17 protein-coding genes are annotated in these 19,695 nt (G+C 74.4%); 15 read left to right on the plus strand and 2 right to left on the minus strand.

Translation table 11 applies throughout. The annotated features are described in order from the left end of the window. Nucleotides 1-111: 111 nt before the first annotated feature. Nucleotides 112-870 carry a class I SAM-dependent methyltransferase gene (locus tag AB0B41_RS34125; RefSeq protein WP_358210747.1) on the plus strand — a complete coding sequence of 253 codons (759 nt, stop codon included), beginning with the start codon at nucleotides 112-114 and terminating at the stop codon, nucleotides 868-870. Here AB0B41_RS34125 and AB0B41_RS34130 read toward each other — a convergent pair whose 3' ends face one another. Beyond that, nucleotides 871-1,593, minus strand: coding sequence for a CPBP family glutamic-type intramembrane protease (locus AB0B41_RS34130; protein ID WP_358210749.1), 723 nt, complete (start codon nucleotides 1,591-1,593; stop codon nucleotides 871-873). It lies immediately after the preceding gene. A 250-nt stretch (nucleotides 1,594-1,843) separates the two neighbouring features. Between AB0B41_RS34130 and AB0B41_RS34135 the strand changes: the two genes are divergently transcribed. From AB0B41_RS34135 to dnaE, 10 genes are all read left to right on the plus strand, one after another. Next, the gene (locus AB0B41_RS34135) at nucleotides 1,844-2,089 is read left to right on the plus strand and encodes a hypothetical protein (RefSeq protein WP_358210751.1); all 246 of its coding nucleotides are present in this window, start codon (nucleotides 1,844-1,846) and stop codon (nucleotides 2,087-2,089) included. Further along, the gene (locus tag AB0B41_RS34140) at nucleotides 2,071-2,427 is read left to right on the plus strand and encodes a hypothetical protein (RefSeq protein ID WP_358210753.1); all 357 of its coding nucleotides are present in this window, start codon (nucleotides 2,071-2,073) and stop codon (nucleotides 2,425-2,427) included. Before AB0B41_RS34135 ends, AB0B41_RS34140 begins: the two co-directional genes overlap by 19 nt. 53 nt (nucleotides 2,428-2,480) lie before the next feature. Beyond that, a complete protein-coding gene (locus tag AB0B41_RS34145) occupies nucleotides 2,481-3,986 on the plus strand; it encodes a potassium/proton antiporter (protein WP_358210775.1) in 1,506 nt (501 codons plus the stop codon). Nucleotides 3,987-3,994: 8 nt separating this feature from the next. Then, a complete protein-coding gene (gene lspA / locus AB0B41_RS34150) occupies nucleotides 3,995-4,561 on the plus strand; it encodes a signal peptidase II (protein WP_358210755.1) in 567 nt (188 codons plus the stop codon). Between the two features lie 37 nt (nucleotides 4,562-4,598). After that, nucleotides 4,599-5,483, plus strand: a complete 885-nt coding sequence (locus AB0B41_RS34155; protein ID WP_358210777.1) for an RluA family pseudouridine synthase — start codon at nucleotides 4,599-4,601, stop codon at nucleotides 5,481-5,483. Further along, the gene (locus tag AB0B41_RS34160) at nucleotides 5,476-6,201 is read left to right on the plus strand and encodes a hypothetical protein (RefSeq protein ID WP_358210757.1); all 726 of its coding nucleotides are present in this window, start codon (nucleotides 5,476-5,478) and stop codon (nucleotides 6,199-6,201) included. Before AB0B41_RS34155 ends, AB0B41_RS34160 begins: the two co-directional genes overlap by 8 nt. Nucleotides 6,202-6,504: 303 nt before the next feature. After that, nucleotides 6,505-7,335: a DUF998 domain-containing protein gene (locus tag AB0B41_RS34165; RefSeq protein ID WP_358210759.1), complete on the plus strand. Its 831-nt coding sequence runs from the start codon at nucleotides 6,505-6,507 to the stop codon at nucleotides 7,333-7,335. Next, a complete protein-coding gene (locus AB0B41_RS34170) occupies nucleotides 7,332-8,198 on the plus strand; it encodes a hypothetical protein (RefSeq protein ID WP_358210760.1) in 867 nt (288 codons plus the stop codon). The genes AB0B41_RS34165 and AB0B41_RS34170 overlap by 4 nt, the downstream gene beginning before the upstream one ends. Continuing rightward, the gene (locus AB0B41_RS34175; protein WP_358210762.1) at nucleotides 8,195-9,358 is read left to right on the plus strand and encodes a glycosyltransferase; all 1,164 of its coding nucleotides are present in this window, start codon (nucleotides 8,195-8,197) and stop codon (nucleotides 9,356-9,358) included. The genes AB0B41_RS34170 and AB0B41_RS34175 overlap by 4 nt, the downstream gene beginning before the upstream one ends. Nucleotides 9,359-9,661: 303 nt before the next feature. After that, nucleotides 9,662-13,213, plus strand: a complete 3,552-nt coding sequence (dnaE, locus tag AB0B41_RS34180) for a DNA polymerase III subunit alpha (protein WP_358210763.1) — start codon at nucleotides 9,662-9,664, stop codon at nucleotides 13,211-13,213. Between the two features lie 73 nt (nucleotides 13,214-13,286). On the opposite strand, the gene AB0B41_RS34185 is transcribed toward dnaE, so the two are convergent. Then, nucleotides 13,287-14,186 (minus strand): PaaX family transcriptional regulator C-terminal domain-containing protein, encoded by a 900-nt coding sequence (locus AB0B41_RS34185; protein WP_358210765.1) that lies wholly within the window; start codon nucleotides 14,184-14,186, stop codon nucleotides 13,287-13,289. 69 nt (nucleotides 14,187-14,255) lie between these two features. On the opposite strand from AB0B41_RS34185, the gene AB0B41_RS34190 reads away from it, so the two are divergent. The 4 genes from AB0B41_RS34190 to AB0B41_RS34205 form a co-directional block, all read left to right on the plus strand. Further along, complete coding sequence (locus AB0B41_RS34190) at nucleotides 14,256-15,545, plus strand: adenosylmethionine--8-amino-7-oxononanoate transaminase (RefSeq protein ID WP_358210767.1); 1,290 nt, start codon at nucleotides 14,256-14,258, stop codon at nucleotides 15,543-15,545. A 342-nt stretch (nucleotides 15,546-15,887) separates the two neighbouring features. Continuing rightward, a complete protein-coding gene (locus AB0B41_RS34195) occupies nucleotides 15,888-18,200 on the plus strand; it encodes a SulP family inorganic anion transporter (RefSeq protein WP_358210769.1) in 2,313 nt (770 codons plus the stop codon). Nucleotides 18,201-18,237: 37 nt separating this feature from the next. Beyond that, the gene (gene trxA, locus AB0B41_RS34200) at nucleotides 18,238-18,624 is read left to right on the plus strand and encodes a thioredoxin (RefSeq protein ID WP_358210771.1); all 387 of its coding nucleotides are present in this window, start codon (nucleotides 18,238-18,240) and stop codon (nucleotides 18,622-18,624) included. A 54-nt stretch (nucleotides 18,625-18,678) separates the two neighbouring features. Then, the coding region (locus tag AB0B41_RS34205) for an 8-amino-7-oxononanoate synthase (RefSeq protein ID WP_358210773.1) at nucleotides 18,679-19,695 on the plus strand (1,017 nt) is incomplete at its 3' end.

Here is a 19,695-nt window from a genome sequence, read left to right on the forward strand (position 1 = left end):
GCCACGACCCCCGAATCACCCGCGCCCCCTCAAAAAAAAATCTCCCGGCTGTGGCTCGACCCCCCGGCGGGCCAACCCCCCCACTCACAGGGGTCGTTAGGGTGATCCACCGTGGGGAGTGCTGCCGAGCGGTGGGCGGAGCTGCAGTCGGGGCGGGGGATCCCGCCCGAGATCCTGGCGCAGGCGCCGGCGAGCCCGTGGGGGCACGACCCTGCCGACTTCACCGCGCCGGACGTTCCCGAGGACACGCCGTCCCGTGCGGCGGGCCTCGCCCTGCTCGGCCCGTCCGGCACGGTGACCGACGTGGGCTGCGGCGGCGGTGACGCGGCGTTCGCCCTGGCCGGGCCGCTGACCCACGCCACCGGCGTCGACACCCAGCAGGACATGCTCGACCTGTTCGAGGCCGGCGCCGACGTCCGCGGCCTGCCCACCCGGACCGTCCTCGGCCCGTGGCCCGACGTGGCGGGGCAGACCGGCACCGCGGACGTCGTGGTGTCGCACCACGTGCTGCACAACGTCGTCGACCTGCCGCCCTTCCTCGCCGCCCTGACCGCGGCGGCGGTCCGCGGCGTCGTCGTCGAGATGCTGTCCGAGCACCCGATGGCGTGGCTCGACCCGCTCTGGGCGCGCTTCCACGACCTGCACCGGCCCGAGCCCGCGACCGTCGACGACGCCGTCGCCGTGCTGCGCGAGCAGGGCGTCGAGCCGCAGGTCACGCGCTGGGAGCGGGAGCGGCGCGCCCCGCACTCCCCGGACTGGGTCACCCGGCGGCTGTGCCTGCCGCCGGAGCGGGCGCCCGAGGTCGCCGCGGCGCTCGACGGGCTCCCGCCGCGCCCGCGCACCGCGGCCACGCTGGTGTGGCGGCCCTGATCAGGAGATCAGGAACCACGCGAACACCACGCCCAACGAGTTCGTGGCGAGGTGCGCCAGCACCGGGGTGACCAGGTGCCCGCCCCAGCGCCGCCACGCGCACAACAGGATCCCCGCCCCGAACGTCGCGATGACGGCGAGCGCGGCCCGCCCGACGTCCCCCCACCCGCCGAGGGTGTCCCCGACCGCGGCGTTCGCCCTGCTCAGGCCGAGGGACGGCACGATGTGCCACAGCCCGAAGAGTGCCGACGCCACCAGCGTGCGCCGCCACCAGCCGCCCCCGACGAGGCCGGGCAGCACCCCACGGAACGCGATCTCCTCCAGCAGCACCGTGCCGAACGGGATGCGGACCAGCGCGGCGTAGAGCATCGCGCCGACCGTGCCCGCCGCGCGGGTGTCCTCGAAGGCGGTGCGGGTGGCGGGCAGCGCGACCCCCACGAGGTAGACCACCGCGACGATCGCCACGGCGATCCCGCCATGGACCAGCCCTCGCCCGAGGTGTCGCCGGCCCAGCCCGAGGTCGTCCCACCCCAGGCCGCAGACCCGGGCCAGGACGAGCAGCAGCGCCGCCACGACGACCTTCCACGGCACCGCCCAGGCCGGCCACACCACGCCGACCAGCACGTTCGTGGCCACGAGCAGCGCGACCGCGGCGACCAGGCCGCACCACCGGGGGAGGACACGCACACGGGGCGGCGTGATCGTCGCGGCGGCCGGCGGCATGCCACCATCCTGCGGGAGGGCCGCGGCGGGTGCACCCGCGGCCCGGCACGGACGGGGGAGAGGGCGATGGCCGAGGGGGCCGGACCGGGCGCGGTCGCGACCAGGGCCACGCGCAACGCGGACGCGGACTTCCTGCGCGCCTTCTCGATCGTCGTCGTGGTGCTCTGGCACTGGGCCTTCACGATCCTCCCTCTGGGGTCCGGACGGGCCGACGGCCACCAACCCGATCGGCTTCTTCTCCGGGCTGTGGGTGCTGACCTGGCTGTTCCAGGTGCTGCCGCTGTTCTTCTCCGTCGGCGGGTACGTCCACCTCCTGGCGTGGCAGCGGGCGCAGGCGCGCGGCGAGCACCTCGGCCACTTCGTGTGGTGCAACCTGCGCAAGCTGTCGGTCCCGGCGCTGGTGCTCGGCGGGGTGTGGCTCGGGCTGGGGCTGGCGCTGGCGGCGGCGTCCGCTTCGGCGTCGTCACGCTGGTGTGGGTGGCCGGCCTCGTGGTGATCGTCGACATCCTGCGGTTCCGCGCCGGGTTCGCCGAGCTGGCCTACCTCAACCTGGTGCTGGTGTGGGGCCTGGCCTTCATGAGCGGCTTCTTCTACTCCGACCTGGTGCGCGCCCCGCGCCAGGTCGACGCCGCGCTGCTGTGGGCCGGGCTGTTCGGCCTGGTCGGACTGTCCTACGCGTTCGCCGGCCGGCTGGGCGAGCGCGAGGTGCCGGACCTGGTCCGGTGGCTGGAGCGCCCGCTCTACATCGGGGTGTCGCTGCTGTGCACCGTGCCCGTGATCTGGCTCTTCGGGCGTTTCGGCCATCGCCGGCCGACGGTGCCGGCACCCGCCTGACCGGCGCGTGACCTGCGCGGATAGGGTGATTCGCGTACGAGCCGGGGGTGACGATGAGCCTGGAGGTCCTGCTCGGCGTCGTCGCCGCGGTCCTGTTGATCGGCGTGCTCGCCGTGCGCGTGTCCGTTCGGCTCGGCCTGCCCTCGCTGCTGCTCTACCTCGGCATCGGGATCCTGCTCGGCGAGGCCGTGCTGGGCGTGCAGTTCTCCAACGCCGCGCTCACCGAGAACCTCGGCATCGCCGCGCTGGTGCTCATCCTGATCGAGGGCGGCCTGACCACCCGGTGGCAGGCGGTGCGGCCGTCGCTGGGGATCGGCATCGGGCTCTCGACGATCGCCGTCGTCGTCAGCATCGCGGTGGCCGGTACGGCGCTGCACTACCTGCTCGGGCTGGACTGGCGGGTCGCCTTCCTCTGGGGTGCGGTGCTGTCGTCGACGGACGCCGCGGCCGTGTTCAGCGTGCTGCGCGGGATCGGGGTGTCGCCGCGGCTCGCCGGGGCCCTGGAGCTCGAGTCCGGTATGAACGACGCGCCGGTGGTGCTCGCCGTCCTCCTCCTCGCGTCGGACGACCCGCTGACCTGGATGACCCCGCTGCTCGTCGTCTACGAGCTGGTCGCGGGCGGGGTGATCGGCCTCGCCCTCGGGTTCGGCGGGGGCTGGGCGCTGCGCCGCGCGGCCCTGCCCGCGACCGGCCTCTACCCGCTCGCCGCGCTGGCCGTGTGCGTGCTGGCCTTCGCGAGCGGGCAGCTCGCCCACGCGTCGGGCCTGCTCGCCACCTACGTGTGCGCGCTCGTGCTGGGCAACTCACGGCTGCCGCACCGCGGGGGCGTGCTGTCGTTCGCCGAGGGCACCGGCTGGCTGGCCCAGATCGGGCTGTTCGTGCTGCTCGGGCTGTACGTCAGCCCCGCCCGGCTGGTCGACGCCGTGATCCCCGCGCTGATCGCCGCCGGCGTCCTGCTCGTGCTCGCCCGGCCGGTGTCGGTGGTCGCGGCCGCGTTGCCGTTCAAGGTCCCGTGGCGGGAGCAGGCGTTCCTGTCCTGGTCGGGGCTGCGCGGAGCGGTGCCGATCGTGCTCGCGCTGATCTCGCTGGTCGAGGGGGCGCCGGGCGCGGCCAACCTGGTCGACGTCGTGTTCGTGCTCGTCGTGATCCTCACCCTGCTGCAGGGCACCACCCTGCCGTGGGTGGCCCGGCGGCTGGGGGTCGCGCGCACCGCCGAACCCAAGGACGTCGAGGTCGACGCCGCCCCGCTCGACGAGCTGCACGCCGACCTGCTGCAGGTCCGGATCCCGCCGGGGTCCAGGCTCCGCGGGGTCTACCTGCGGGAGCTGCGGCTGCCGGTGGGCGCCACGGTCAGCCTCGTCGTGCGCGGCGAGGAGGCCTTCACCCCCCACGGGCAGACCCGGCTGCGGGAGAACGACCAGCTGCTCGTGGTGGCCACCGCCGAGGTCCGGGAGCGCACCGAGGAGCGGCTGCGGGCCGTCGACCGGGGCGGCGCGCTGGTGCGCTGGCGGGACACCGATCCCGGCCCCCGTCCGGACGGCCCCGGAAAGCCCGCATAATCGAGGGTGTGACCGACGAGCCGGACGAGCGCACCGACCCCGCCCCCCTCCCGCCACGCCGGGTGTGGGTGCTCGCGCTCGTGGCGCCCGTCGTCCTGCTGCTGGACATCCTGACCAAGGTCCTCGCGGTCGCGACGCTGGAGGACCGGCCGCCCGTGCGGCTGCTCGGCGGGCTGGTCAACCTCGTCCTGGTGCGCAACCCCGGCGCCGCGTTCTCCATGGCCACCGGCTACACCTGGGTGCTGTCGATCATCGCGCTCGGCGTGGTCGTGGTGATCATCCGGATCTCGCGCAAGCTGCGGTCGGTGGGCTGGGCGATCGCGCTCGGGCTCGTGCTCGGCGGCGCGCTGGGGAACCTGGTCGACCGGATCTTCCGGGCGCCGGGGCCGCTGCAGGGCCACGTCGTCGACGTCATCTCGGTGGTGCGGACGGACGGCTCGTTCTTCCCGGTGTTCAACCTGGCCGACTCGAGCATCGTCTGCGGCGGGATCCTGCTGGTCCTGCTCGCGCTGACCGGCCGGGAGCTCGACGGGACCCGCGCGGGCGCTGCCGAGCGGGAGCCCGCCGGTGAGTGACCTCCGCCAGCTCCCGGTCCCCGACGGCCTCGACGGGATGCGGGTCGACGCCGGCCTGTCCCGGCTCCTGGGCCTGTCCCGGACCGTCGTCGCCACCCTCGCCGAGGACGGGATGATCGCGCTCGACGGGCGCGCCGCCGGCAAGTCGGACCGGCTCACCGCCGGCAGCTGGCTCGAGGTCGAGCTGCCCGAACCCGAGGCGCCGGCGGTCATCACCGCGCCGCCGGAGCTGGTGGGCGGCATGACGGTGCTGTACGAGGACGACGACGTCGTCGTCGTCGACAAGCCCGTGGGCGTCGCCGCACACCCGAGCCCGGGCTGGACCGGGCCCACGGTCGTCGGCGGGCTGGCCGCGCTCGGTGTGCGGGTCTCGACCTCCGGGGCGGCCGAGCGGCAGGGCGTGGTGCACCGGCTCGACGTCGGCACCACCGGCGTGATGGTCGTCGCCAAGTCCGAGCACGCCTACTCCGTGCTGAAGCGGGCGTTCAAGGAGCGCACGGTCGAGAAGCGCTACCACGCGATCGTGCAGGGCCACCCGGACCCGACCAGCGGGACGATCGACGCGCCCATCGACCGGCACCCCAAGCACGACTACAAGTTCGCGGTCGTGGCCGGCGGCAAGCCCAGCGTCACGCACTACGACACGATCGAGGCCTTCCGCGCAGCGTCGCTGCTCGACGTGCACCTCGAGACCGGGCGCACGCACCAGATCCGGGTGCACTTCTCTGCGCTGCGGCACCCGTGCGTCGGCGACCTGACCTACGGCGCCGACCCCACGCTGGCCACGCGGCTGGGGCTGCAGCGGCAGTGGCTGCACGCCCGCTCGCTGGGCTTCGAGCACCCGGCCGACGGGCGGTGGGTCGAGTTCACGAGCGAGTACCCGCCCGATCTCGCCCGGGCGCTCGAGCGGCTGCGTGACTGAGCCCCGGGATCCCGACCCCCACGACGAGGGCGGCCTGCTGACCCGTCGGGGACGCCGCTGGCTGATCGTGGTCTGCGTGCTCGGGGTGCTGGTCGCCGTCGGGTACGCGGCGGCGCAGGCGCGGTCGTCCTCCGCCGGGCGCGGGCCCGCGGCCGCACAGGGCCAGGTGCGGCTCGGGCCGGACCCGGGCGAGGCGGTGCCGGACTACCTCGCCCGGCTGCCCGCGACGCTGCCGGCGCCGGGGGAGCGCGCGCCGGCGCTCGTACAGGTCGACCGGGAGCTCACCACGGACGCCGCGGCCGCGCTCGTCGGGTCGGCCGGCCCGGCCGAGGTGGTGTTCCGGGTGCCGATCCCGCGGGTGCAGACCGCCCTGCGCTTCGAGACCCTTCCCTCCGGCGCCCCGGTCGCGGCCGCCCTGGACACCGCCCGGCAGCGCGCGGGGCACGCCGCGGAGGCCGACGCCTCCCGGCTCACCGACCGAGCCGCCGCCGTCGCGCGGGCGGAGGCGGCCGCCTACGCCGGGCCGTGCGCCTGCGTGGTGGCGCTGGTGGTCTCGGCGGACCGGGCCGGGCTGGACGCGCTCGCCGGGACCCCCGGGGTGCGGGCGGTGGAGGCCGCGCCGGTGGGGGTCACGCTGCCCGAGCTCGCTCTCTCCCCGCTCCTCCCGGATCAGACCACCGCCGCCACCCCCCTCCCGGACGACGGCCCCGTCCCCTGAGAGTCCTCGGGGCGGAAAGGGCGGCGAGGCCCGGCACATCCGCTCGCGATCGCACTCCGCGACCGCTCCCACACCTCGTCGGGCGCGGCACATCCCGTCGAGCAGGTGTGGAACAGCTCCGCCGGGTGTGAGGGGGCTCCGGAGCGGGTGTGGGGCGTGCTCGTCGGTGTGCGGGGTCGTGATCCTCCTGGTCGACGGGTCAGGGTGGGGCGGGCGACCCCGGGAAAGGTCGGGGTGACCCCCGGGTCGGTTCGGTGGATCACCGGATGACGACGGAGCCGCCGCGCTGCGAGCGTTGATCACGTGAGCGAGCGGGGGAGCGAGGCGGGTGCGGCGGCGGTGGTCGCACCCACCACCATGATCGCGTCGGCACAGGCGGCGGCACCGGCCCTCGCGCCTCCGATCCCGCCACGGTCGGGCGCGGCGCTCCCGCCGACCTCGACGGCGCGGTTCTCCACCGCAGCACGATCGACCGGCGCCCCGTGCCCCCGTTCCACCCGCCCCGAGCGCCACGCCCTCACCCTCCCCGCCGCCCTGGTGGCGGCAGGGGTGGCGGTCGCGGGGTGGGCGGTCCTCGTGCTGCACGTCGCGGGGGCCCTGCACACCCCGGCCGTGGATCCGCTGGTGCACACGGTCAGCGACTACGTCCTGCTGCCGGGCGGGCATCTCGTCCTCGCGATCGCGGCGGGCGCGCTGGCCCTCGGTGCGACGGTGCTGGCGGTCGCGGCACGGCGCGCCGGCGGATCCGGGACAGCGGTCGGCCTCCTCGGGAGCTGGGCTGCGGCGATGGTCGTCGCCGGGGTCGTCCCGACGAACGTGCCGGGCACCCCGCCGGACCTCGCCGCGGCCGTGCACCGCTACGCCGGGGCGTGGATCTTCGCCGTCCTGCCGGTCGCGGTGCTGCTCCTGGCCCGCGGACCCGCGGTCCGCGCCACCGCGCGCCGCCGGGTCGTCGCCCTTGCGCTCGTGACCGCCGCCCTGTCGGGGGCGTTCCTCCTCGCCCATCTGCCGATCGTCGTCGCGGGTTCACCCGCATTTCCCCTGCTGGGTGGGGTGGAGCGGGTTCTGTACGGGGCGGTGACCGCCCTGCTGATCACGACCGCCGTCGCCCTGCGCCCCGGGGCCGCCCGATGACCGCCCTCGCGCTGCTGCTCGCCGTCGTGGGCGCGGGCTGCTTCGCCGGGGCCGCCGTCCTGCAGCACGGAGCGATCACGAGCCGGGTCGACCTCCGCCAGCTCCTCGCCCGCCCGCGCTGGCTCGCCGGCGCCGGTCTGGCGGTCGCCGGTGCGGGCCTGCACGCACTCGCGCTGGTCCTCGCGCCGGTGAGCGTCGTGCAGCCGGTCGGGGTCCTGGCCGTCCCGCTCGCGGTGGGCCTCAGCCTGCGGAACCGCAGATCGCCGGGCCAGGTCGTCGCCGGTGCCGCCCTGTGCGTGGCGGGGGTCGCGCTCGTGGTCCGGACCGCGGCGGGGGCGACCCCGCACGCCCCCGCCGACCTCGGCCGGTTCCTCCTGGTCTCCTGCACCGTCGCGGCGGCCGCCGGGCTCGCGCTCGCGGTCCTCGCGGCCCGGACGACCGGCCGGGTCCGGTGCGTCGCCTGCGCCGCGGCGGGTGCGGTGGCGTTCGGCCTGGTCTCCGCCCTGCTGCGGGCGGTCTCCGTGCAGCTCGGGACCGCGGACGTCGGCACGCTCCTCGGCGCGGCCGCGGCCCTGGCCGTCGCGCTCGCCGCGGGTGGCTGGCTCGTGCAGCAGGGCTTCGCCTCCGGCCCGCCGGCGGTCGTCGTGGCCGCCCTGACCGTGATCGACCCGCTCGTGGCCACGGGCCTCGGGGCCGGCCTGCTCGGCGAGGCAGGCGGGCTCGGCACGGCCGGCGTGGCCTTCCTCCTGGGCGCCGGTGCGGTCGCGGCCGCCGGTGTGGCCCTGCTCGCCCGGCACCACCCGGACGCCGCCCGGCGTCAGGTCCAGCACCCGTCCACCCCGAGAGAAGAGGTACCGACGTGAGGATCCTGCTCGGCGCCGACACCTTCGCGCCCGACGTCAACGGCGCGGCCCGGTTCGCCGAACGCCTGGCCACCGGCCTGGCCGGCCGCGGACACGAGGTCCACGTGGCTGCGCCGTCGCCGGACGGTCCGGCCGCGGTGCACGGCTTCGGCGGCATCGACGGGGAGGTGACCGTCCACCGCGTGCGCTCGCACCGCTACCCGCTGCACGAGAACTTCCGCGTCTGCCTGCCGTGGGTGGCGGGCCCGGCGGCGGCGGGCGTGCTCGCGGAGGTGGACCCGGACGTCGTGCACGTGCAGGCGCACTTCTCGGTCGGGCGCGGGCTGGCGGCGGCCGCGTCGGCGACCGGGCGCCCGCTCGTCGCGACCAACCACTTCATGCCGGAGAACCTGGTCGCGCACGCCCGGGTGCCCGCCGTGCTGCACCGGGCCGCGGCCCGGCTGGCGTGGCGGGACGTCCGGCGGGTGTTCGGGCGCGCCGACGCCCTGACCGCGCCCACGCCCCGCGCCGTCGAGCTGCTGACGCGCTCGACCGGGCTCCCGGCCACCGCGATCTCCTGCGGCGTCGACGCGGCCCGCTACGCCGGCGGCCGCGAGGACCCGACACCGACGATCCTGTTCGTCGGGCGCCTCGACCAGGAGAAGCGCGTCGACGAGCTGCTGCGGGCCACCGCCCGGCTGGCCCCGCCCGTCCGGCTCGAGATCGTCGGCGACGGCTCCGAGCGCGCCGCGTGGCAGCGGCTGGCGGCGGAGCTGGGGCTCGGCGACCGGGTGGTGTTCCACGGGTTCGTCGACGAGCAGACCCTGCTCGCGGCCTACCGGCGCTGCGCCGTGTTCTGCATGCCCGGGGTCGCCGAGCTGCAGAGCCTGGTCACGCTGGAGGCGATGGCGGCGGGCAGGCCGGTGGTCGCGGCCGACGCGATGGCGTTGCCGCACCTGGTCCGGCCGGGGCGGACCGGCTGGCTCTTCCCGCCTGGCGACGTCGACGTCCTCACCTCGGTCCTGGCGGCGCTGCTGCGCGACCCGGCGGCGCGGCGGCGGATGGGCGCGGCGGCCCGCGAGCTGGTCGCCGGGCACGCCCTCGACGCCACGCTCGACGCCTTCGAGGACGTCTACGAGCGGGTCGCCGCCCGCCCCGCGGCGCCCGCCCTGGCGGCCTGAGACGGGCCCACGACACGCCCGGGAGGAGGCGACGCGCCGGGACCCCGACACGCCTCGACGCGGTGAGCTGCGGGTTCGCGACGGGCCCGGCGGCGGTCACGGAACTGTCGGTGGCCGGGGCTAGTCTGGCCGCACCCCCGGACCCGGGGACCCGACATCCGCCGGCACCGCACGGGCCACCGCCCGGTCGCCGGCCGTGCACCCGGACGCCGTACCCCGAGGGCGGCCGGGCGGCCGCCGCCGGGGCCCGCGGGTCCGCCGCACCACCCGCGCGCGAGCGCGTGAAGGGAGTCTCGACGACCCATGGCCCCGGCGAGCGGGAACAGCAGGGACTCCTTCGTCCACCTCCACACGCACACCGAGTTCTCCATGCTCGACGGTGCGGCCCGACTCGACGACCTGTTCAAGGAAGCCGCGCGGATGGAGATGCCCGCGCTGGCGATGACGGACCACGGGAACGTCTACGGGGCGTACGAGTTCTGGAAGAAGGCCAACGCGGCCGGGGTCAAGCCGATCATCGGCATGGAGGGCTACCTCGCGCCGGGCTCGCGGCACGAGCGCAAGCGCGTCTCGATCGGGGCGAACGGGGCGGCGAGCGACAACCCCGACCTGATGTACACGCACATGACCATGCTGGCGGAGAACAACGAGGGGATGCACAACCTCTTCCGCCTCTCCAGCCTGGCCAGCCTCGAGGGCTACTACTACAAGCCCCGCATGGACCGCGAGCTGCTGGAGAAGTACGGCAAGGGGATCATCGCCACCACCGGCTGCCCGTCGGGCGAGGTCGCCCGCCTCCTGCAGCAGGACGACTTCGACGCCGCCTGCCAGGCCGCGTCGGACTACCGGGACATCTTCGGCAAGGACAACTTCTTCTGCGAGTTGATGGACCACGGGATCGAGATCGAGAAGCGGGTCCAGGAGGACCTCTTCGCGCTGAAGAAGAAGCTCGACCTCCCCGGCGTCGCCACCAACGACCTGCACTACACCTACCCGGACGACACGAAGCCGCACGAGGTTCTGCTCTGCGTGCAGACGGGCAAGACCCTCGCCGACCCGAACCGCTTCAAGTTCGACGCGCAGGACTTCTACCTCAAGTCCGCCGCCGAGATGCGGGCCCAGTGGGACCCGATCCACCCGGAGGCCTGCGACAACACGCTCGCCATCGCCGAGCGGGTCGACGTGTCCTTCGCCAGCCAGGACCTCATGCCGCGTGCCCCCGTCCCGGAGGGCGAGACCGAGGAGTCGTGGCTGATCAAGGAGGTCGAGCGGGGCCTGCACAAGCGGTTCCCGAACGGCGTCACCGAGCAGTACCGCCGGCAGGCGGAGTACGAGCTCGGCGTGATCATCCAGATGGGCTTCCCCGGCTACTTCCTGGTGACGGCGGACCTCATCCAGTACGCGAAGTCCGTCGGCATCCGCTGCGGCCCCGGCCGTGGCTCCGCGGCGGGCTCGCTGATCGCCTACGCGCTGGAGATCACCGACCTCGACCCGATCCGGCACAAGCTGATCTTCGAGCGGTTCCTCAACCCCGAGCGCATCTCCATGCCGGACATCGACATGGACTTCGACGAGCGCCGGCGCGGCGAGATGATCCGCTACACCACGGAGAAGTACGGCGAGGACCGGATCGCCCAGATCATCACGTACTCCACGATCAAGGCGAAGGCCGCGATCAAGGACTCCGCGCGCGTGCTGTTCGGCCAGCCCGGCTACTCCGTGGCGGACCGGATCTCCAAGGCCATGCCGCCCGCCGTCATGGGCAAGGACATCCCGCTGTCCGGGATCTTCGACCCGAGCCACAAGCGGTACTCCGAGGCCACCGAGGTCCGGGCGCTCTACGAGGCGGACGCGCAGGTCCGCGAGATCGTCGACACGGCGCGGGGGCTCGAGGGCCTGAAGCGGCAGTGGGGCGTGCACGCGGCCGGCGTGATCATGTCGAGCAAGCCGCTGATCGACGTCATCCCGATCCAGCGCCGCGAGGCCGACGGGGCGATCATCACGCAGTTCGACATGGGCGTCTGCGAGACGCTCGGGCTGCTGAAGATGGACTTCCTCGGCCTGCGCAACCTCACGATCATCGACGACGCGCTGGAGAACATCGAGCTCAACGGCAAGCCGAAGCTCGAGATCGAGACCGTCGAGCTGGACGACCCGAAGACCTACGACCTGCTCGCCCGGGGCGACACGCTCGGCGTGTTCCAGCTGGACGGCGGGCCGATGCGGGACCTGCTGCGCCGGATGGCGCCCACGGAGTTCGACGACATCTCCGCCGTCGGCGCGCTCTACCGGCCGGGTCCGATGGGCGCGAACGCGCACAACGACTACGCCGACCGCAAGAACGGGCGGCAAGAGGTCACGCCCATCCACCCGGAGCTGGCGGAGCCCCTCAAGGACATCCTCGGCGAGACCTACGGCCTGATCGTCTACCAGGAACAGGTCATGGCGATCGCCCAGAAGCTCGCGGGCTACTCGCTCGGCAAGGCGGACCTGCTGCGCCGCGCGATGGGCAAGAAGAAGAAGGAGATCCTGGACAAGGAGTACGCCGGCTTCGCCCAGGGGATGAAGGACCACGGCTACTCCGAGGCCGCGGTCAAGACGCTCTGGGACATCCTGCTGCCCTTCTCCGACTACGCCTTCAACCGCGCGCACTCCGCCGCGTACGGCGTGGTCTCCTACTGGACCGCCTACCTCAAGGCGAACTACCCGGCCGAGTACATGGCCGCGGTGCTCACCTCGGTCCGGGACGACAAGGACAAGGCCGCGGTCTACCTGGCCGAGTGCCGCCGGATGGGGATCAAGGTCCTCGCGCCGGACGTCAACGAGTCGGTCCGCAACTTCGCCCCGGTCGGGGACGACATCCGGTTCGGCCTCGGCGCGATCCGCAACGTCGGCTACAACGTCGTCGACGCGATCGTCGCGGCGCGCAAGGAGAAGGGCGACTTCACCGACTTCTCCGACTTCCTGCGCAAGGTCGACGCGGTGGTCTGCAACAAGAAGGTCATCGAGTCGCTGATCAAGGCCGGCGCGTTCGACTCGCTCGGCCATTCGCGCAAGGGCCTGCTGCTCGTCCACGCGGACGCGATCGACGCCATCATGAGCAGCAAGAAGGCCGCGTCGATGGGCCAGTTCGACCTGTTCGGCTCGCTCGACGGCTCGGGCGGCGAGGACTCGGACATCGGCGGCATCTTCGACGTCAAGGTGCCCGAGGACGAGTGGGACACCAAGCACAAGCTCGCCGTCGAGCGGGAGATGCTGGGCCTCTACGTCTCCGGCCACCCGCTCGACGGCGTGGAGCAGGCGCTGTCGGCCAAGGCCGACACCCCGATCCAGTCCATCCTGGAGGGCACGATCGGCGAGGGCGCGCAGGTCACCGTCGGTGGCATCCTCACGAACGTCAACCGCCGGGTGAACAAGAACGGCGAGCCCTGGGCGTCGGCCCAGATCGAGGACCTCGCCGGTGGCATCGAGGTGCTGTTCTTCCCGCGGGCCTACCAGGTGGTGGGCGTCGACGTGGCCGAGGACGCGATCGTGCTGGTCAAGGCCCGGGTCAACAAGCGGGACGACCGGGTCTCCCTGATCGCCAACGACCTCGCCGTCCCCGAGCTGCAGGCCGCGGGCGAGGCGGGGCTGCCGCTGAAGGTCAGCCTGCGCACGGAGCTGTGCACCCCGGAACGGGTCGCGCAGCTCAAGGAGGTGCTCACCCACCACCCGGGCACCTCCGAGGTGCACCTGGCGCTGGTCTACGGCACCAAGATCACGCACTGGAAGCTCGCCGACACCCTCAAGGTCACCAACACCCCCGCGCTGATGGGCGACCTCAAGGCCCTCCTCGGCCCCGGCTGCCTCGGCTGACCCGAGCCCGACCAGCTCGAACGGCGCTCTCACTCATACCTGGTGAGCGAGAGCGCGGTTCGTACGTCGTGGGTCAGGCGGCGCGACTCACGAGCGCCCGCCAGTGCGCCTGGGCCTGCCGCTGCCAGCGCCGGTGCAGGGTGTCGAAGAGCGCGGCGGCCCGGCTGCCCGCCCACTCCTCCGGCAGCAGCTCGGCGGGGAGCTTGGGGTCGAGGAAGGGGAAGCGGCGCCAGGCGTGCACGAGCAGCACCTGGTGGGTGAGCACATCGGCCGGGAGGGCGGGGGCGGCGTCGGCGAACTCGGCGAGGAAGTCCTCGTACTCCCGCTCGACGGCGGCGAGGTCCCAGGCCTGCGCCACGACGTCGGCCTGCTCGCCGATCCGGCCGAAGGGGCCGACGAACGAGCTGGTCACGGCCTCGAGGTCGAGGTCGGCGACCACGTCGGCGACCTCCGCCTCCTTGCCGGGATCGGGGGAGACCCATACGCCCGGGGCGGGGGAGCCCAGGCCCGCCCAGGCCAGCCGGGTGCGCAACCGGTGCCGCAGCTGGCGGCGGGACTCGGGCACGCTGACGAGCAGGACCAGCCAGCGCCCGTCCCACGCCGGGGCGGGGTTGCCGAAGGTGTAGATGCGCTCGGCGCCCGCCGAGAGCAGGTCGCGGCCGGCGTCGGTGAGCGTCCAGCGCACCCGGCGGCCGGCCCGGTCCGAGCTGACCAGGCCCTCGGCGGCGGTGCGCGCGAGCGCCTGCCGCGCGGACTTGCTCTCCACCCCGAGCCGGCCCAGGACGTCGATCAGCACCTGGGTCCACACCGGCTCGTCGCGGGGCAGCACGAACTCACCGAGCAGGGTCAGCAGCAGCGAGCGCGCGCTCGTCTGGCCGAGTCCGCGGCGTCGGGACAGGACCGGATGGGGGCCCTCGAGATCCCCGGCGTCGGCGCCCCCCGGACCGACGTCCGTGCTGGCTTCGGCGGACATGGTCGGGTCAGGATAGTGCCCCGCCTCGCCCGCCCCGCGCACGACGGGCCGGGACGTAGGGTCCACCGCGTGACGACCGCCGACGCCCGACCCGACACCGCCGGCCTGCTCGCCGCCGACCGCGCCCACGTCTGGCACCCGTACGCGCCGATGCCGGCGGCCGTGGACCCCGTGCCGATCGTCGGGGCGCAAGGGGTGCGGCTGACCACGGCCGACGGCCGGGAGCTGGTCGACGGCATGTCGTCGTGGTGGGCGGCGATCCACGGCTACCGGCACCCGGTGCTCGACGCGGCGGTCACCGACCAGCTGGGCCGGATGAGCCACGTGATGTTCGGCGGCCTCACCCACGGCCCGGCCGTCGACCTGGCCCGGCTGCTGGTCGAGATCACGCCCGGCCCGTTGCAGCACGTCTTCCTGGCCGACTCGGGCTCGGTCTCGGTCGAGGTCGCGATCAAGATGGCGCTGCAGTACCAGCGCTCGCGCGGCCGCCCGGGCAAGCACCGGCTCATGACCTGGCGCGGCGGCTACCACGGCGACACCTTCGGCGCGATGAGCGTCTGCGACCCGGACGGCGGCATGCACTCCCTGTGGCGGGACGTCCTGCCCCAGCAAGTGTTCGTCGGCGCCCCGCCGCGCGAGTTCTCCCACGACTACGTCGCCGAGCTGGCCGAGACGATCGAGCGGCACGCCGACGAGCTCGCCGCGGTGGTCGTGGAGCCGGTGGTGCAGGGCGCGGGCGGGATGCGCTTCCACGACCCGCGCTACCTGCACGTGCTGCGCGAGCTCTGCCTCACCCACGACGTGCTGCTGGTGTTCGACGAGATCGCGACCGGCTTCGGCCGCACCGGGGAGCTGTTCGCGGCCGACCATGCCGGGATCTCGCCCGACGTGATGTGCGTCGGCAAGGCGCTGACCGGCGGCTACGTGACGATGGCCGCGGCGCTGTGCAGCAGCGAGGTGGCCCGCGGGATCACCGACGGCGAGGCCGGGGTCCTCATGCACGGGCCCACGTTCATGGGCAACCCGCTCGCCTCGGCGGTGGCCCTGGCGTCGACCCGGCTGCTGCTCGACCAGGACTGGCGCGGGCGGGTCGCCCGCATCGCTCAGGCGCTCGAGGACGGGCTCGCCCCGCTGCGCCGGGCACCCGGCGTGACCGACGTGCGGGTCCTCGGGGCGATCGGCGTCGTCCAGCTGGACCACGAGGTGGACATGGCCGCCGCGACCGCCGCCGCATTGGCCGCGGGGGTGTGGCTGCGACCCTTCCGCGACCTCGTCTACACGATGCCGCCGTTCGTCTGCGACGACGCGGACCTCGCCCGGATCACCGACGGCGTCGCGGCCGTCGCGTCCGCGGCGTAACGCGGAGTTAACGGCAGTATCACCCGATCGGTGCGTCTGTGGCGCCGCCCACCATGATCCACACGATCGGGCCAGTGGTTCGCCGGGAGGGCGGCCACGGCGCACCGCGCAGCGCGGTGATCTCACTCGAAAGGGCCGTTTCGTGGCGATCATGATGGCGCCGGTCACGGGGCGCCGAGCACGCGGGGTGATCGATTCAGTGGAATCGGACGTTCCGGCACGGACCGTCGGGAACCGGGCGGCCTCGTCATCCGATTTCCTCAGTGGGCAGACCGCCGCACGGCCGCACAGCCGCACTCGTGCGCCCCCCAGCCAGACCGACCCCTGACCGGAGGACCCGACGTGCCGGACCAGACCTCGAGCGCCGCCCCCGCCGGGCGCGCTCCCGACCGCTCCCCGGATGCACTCCCACCCCGCCCCCGCGCCGCCGGCCGCTTCGGTCCCCGCACGCTGCGCGCCGACCTCGGCGCCTCGCTCGTGGTGTTCCTGGTGGCCGTCCCGCTCTCCCTGGGCATCGCGCTCGCCTCGGGCGCGCCGATCATGGCCGGCCTCATCGCCGGCGTGGTGGGCGGCGTCGTCGCGGGCCTGCTCGGCGGCTCCCCGCTGCAGGTCAGCGGGCCGGCCGCCGGCCTGACCGTGATCGTCGCCGGGCTGGTCGACCAGTTCGGCTGGCAGGTCACCACGCTGATCACCGTCGGTGCCGGCCTCCTCCAGCTCGGCTTCGGGCTGTCCCGCCTCGCCCGCTTCACGCAGGCCATTCCCCCGGCCGTGGTGCACGGCATGCTCGCCGGCATCGGGATCACCATCGCCCTGGCACAGCTGCACGTCGTGCTCGGCGGCAGCGCGCAGACCGGCGCGCTGGACAACCTGCGCGAGCTCCCGGCGCAGCTGATGAACCTGCACGGCGGCGCCGTCGGCGTCGGGCTCACCGCCATCGCCATCATGATCGTGTGGCCCCGGCTCTCCGGGCCGCAGAAGTCCGTGCCCGGCGCGCTCGTCGCCGTCGGCGCGGCCACCGCGCTGAGCTTCGCGCTGACCGACGTCCCGCGCGTCGACCTGCCCGGCAACCTCGTCGAGTCGATCGCGCTGCCGGTCCTCCCCGACTCCGGGCTCTGGCTCCGCGTGCTCGGCGGCATGCTCACCGTCGCGCTGGTGGCCAGCGTGGAGAGCCTGCTCTCGGCGGTCGCGGTCGACCGGATGGCCCAGGACCGCGACGGCGGCGCCCGCGCGGTCCGCACGGACGCCGACCGCGAGCTGCTCGGCCAGGGCGCCGGGAACGCCGTCTCCGGCCTGCTCGGCGGCCTGCCGATCACCGGCGTGATCGTCCGCAGCTCGGCCAACGTCCGGGCCGGTGCGCAGACCCGCGCCTCCGCCGTCCTGCACGGCGTCTGGATCGCGCTGTTCGGCATCGTGCTGGTGTCGGCGATCGAGCTGATCCCGCTGGCCGCGCTGTCCGGCCTGCTCGTGGTCGTCGGGCTGCAGCTGGTCAAGCCGGCCGACATCCGCACCGCCCGGACGCACGGTGAGCTGCCGATCTACGTCGCGACCGTGCTCGGCGCGGTGTTCCTCAACCTGCTCGAGGGGGTGGCGATCGGTCTCGTCCTCGCCGGCCTGCTGATGGTGCGCCGCGCCGCCCGCGCCCGGGTGCGGGTCGAGGAGCCGACCGGCAGCGCCCCGCGCCGCGTCGTCGTCGAGGGCACGCTGAGCTTCCTCTCGGTGCCGGCCCTGTCCCGGGTGCTGAACGAGGTGCCGGGCGGCGAGCCCGTGCGCGTCGACCTCGTCGTCGACTACCTCGACCACACCGCCTACGACCACCTCGAGTCCTGGACCCGGCGGCACCGCGCCACCGGCGGGTGGGTCGAGGTGAGCGAGCCGGCGGGCACGCGCACCGATCGGCAGCACGGCAGGTTCGCCACCTGGTCGCAGTGGCAGTCCGAGCACGCCGAGGACGCGCACGACGGCCCGAGCGCGCCGATGCTGGCCGGCGTCCGCGCCTACCACCGCGAGACGGCCGAGCACGTCCGGCCGACCTTCTCCGGCCTGGCCGGCGGGCAGAGCCCGTCCGGGCTGCTGCTGGCCTGCGCCGACTCCCGCGTGCTGCCGAACATGATCACCCACAGCGGGCCGGGGGACCTGTTCACCGTGCAGAACGTCGGCAACCTCGTGCACGGCACGGGTGCGCTGGCCGCGGTGCAGTACGCGACCTCGGTGCTGCGCGTGCCGCTCGTCGCGGTGTGCGGGCACTCCGGCTGCGGGGCGATGAAGGGGCTGCTCGACGGCGTCCCCACCGACATGCCCGACGGCGCCCTGGGGGACTGGCTGCGCAGCGGCCGGCCCAGCCTCGACGCATGGCTGGCGGGTCACCCGGTCGGCCGGGCGGGGGCCGAGGCCGGGTTCGAGCAGCGCGACTGCCTGGCGATGGTCAACGTCGCGATGCAGCTGGACAAGCTGCGCGAGCTCGGCGTGGACGCCGAGCTGATGGGCCTGTTCTTCGACATCCGCACCGCAGGCGTCCTCGTCTACGACGCCGACGGGCGCGCCTTCCGGCCGCACGACTCGGTCGGCCCGGAGGTCGGCCCGGAGATCGGCCCGGAGATCGGACCGGGTGTGGGACCGCAGGTCGGATCGCGTCTGCCCGCGGCGCTGCGCGGGTAGGCGGAACATACGCCGGCCCGGAGGAGTTGAGGCGGACATGGCAACGGTGGAACTGACGACCGACAACTTCAACGAGGTCGTGGCGGGCGACGGCACCGTGCTCGTCGACTTCTGGGCCTCCTGGTGCGGCCCGTGCCGGCAGTTCGCGCCGGTCTTCGACGAGGCGTCCGAGAAGTACCCGGACATCACGTTCGGCAAGGTCGACACCGAGGCCCAGACGCAGCTGGCGCAGGCCTTCGGCATCTCGTCGATCCCGACGTTGATGGCGGTGCGGGACGGTGTGGTGCTCTACGCGCAGCCCGGGGCCCTGCCCGCGCCCGCGCTGGAGGAGCTGATCGGCAAGGTCCAGGAGGTCGACATGGACCAGGTCAAGGCCGAGGTGGCCCGCCAGCAGGAGGAGCAGGACGGGCAGACGGCCCAGTAGGGGTCCGTCACACCTTCGCCGGTCCTTCAGGGGCCGCCACCTAGGGTCTCCGGCGTGGCGCACCCCCTGGACTGGCTGCACGACAACGCCGAGCGCCGCAGGTCCGAGGGCCTGCGGCGCTCGCTGCGTCCCCGGACGCTGCACGCCGACGCGATCGACCTGGCCGGCAACGACTACCTCGGCCTCTCCCGCGACAAGCGGGTGGTCGACGGTGCGGTCGAGGCCCTCCGCGCGTGGGGGGCCGGCTCGACGGGGTCCCGGCTGGTGACCGGGTCGACGGCCCTGCACGCCACGCTCGAGGAGGAGCTCGCCGCGTTCTGCGGTACCGACGCCGCGCTGGTCTTCTCCTCCGGCTACACCGCCAACCTGGGAGTGGTCACGGCGTTGTCCGGCCGCGGCGCGCTCGTCGTGTCCGACGCGCGGAGCCACGCCTCGCTCGTCGACGCCTGCCGGCTCTCCCGTGCCCGCGTCGTCGTCACGCCGCGGGCGGACGTGGCGGCGGTCGACGCCGCGCTCGCCGCCCGCACCGAGGAGCGCGCCCTCGTCGTCACCGACGGGGTGGACAGCATCGACGGCGGCATCGCGCCGCTGCGTGAGCTGCACGCCGTCTGCCGGGCGCGCGGCGCGGTGCTCGTGGTCGACGAGGCGCACGCCCTCGGCGTCTGTGGGCCCGGCGGGCGGGGCGTGCTGGTGGAGGCGGGCCTCGCCGGCGCCGACGACGTCGTGGCGACCGTGACCCTGTCCAAGTCGCTGGGCGGGCAGGGCGGCGCCGTGCTCGGCCCGCGCGCGGTGGTCGAGCATCTCGTCGACACCGCCCGCACCTTCATCTTCGACACCGGGCTCGCGCCGGCGTCCGTCGGCGGCGCGCTCGCCGCCCTGCGGGTGCTGAGGGAGGAGCCGGACCGGGCCGGCGCGGTGCTGCGGATCTCCGCGGAGCTGGCCGCGATCGCCGGGGCGGCGTTGGCGTCGTCGCAGGTCGCGGCGGGTCGTGAGCGGCAACTGCCAGCGGTGGACACGGACTCCGTCAGCCCGAGCGGCGGGGTCGGATCACTTCCCGGGGCCAGCCCGGCG

Origin of the sequence: Pseudonocardia sp. NPDC049154, assembly GCF_040648315.1 — a bacterium.
In the GTDB taxonomy this organism is placed as follows: Bacteria; Actinomycetota; Actinomycetes; order Mycobacteriales; family Pseudonocardiaceae; genus Pseudonocardia.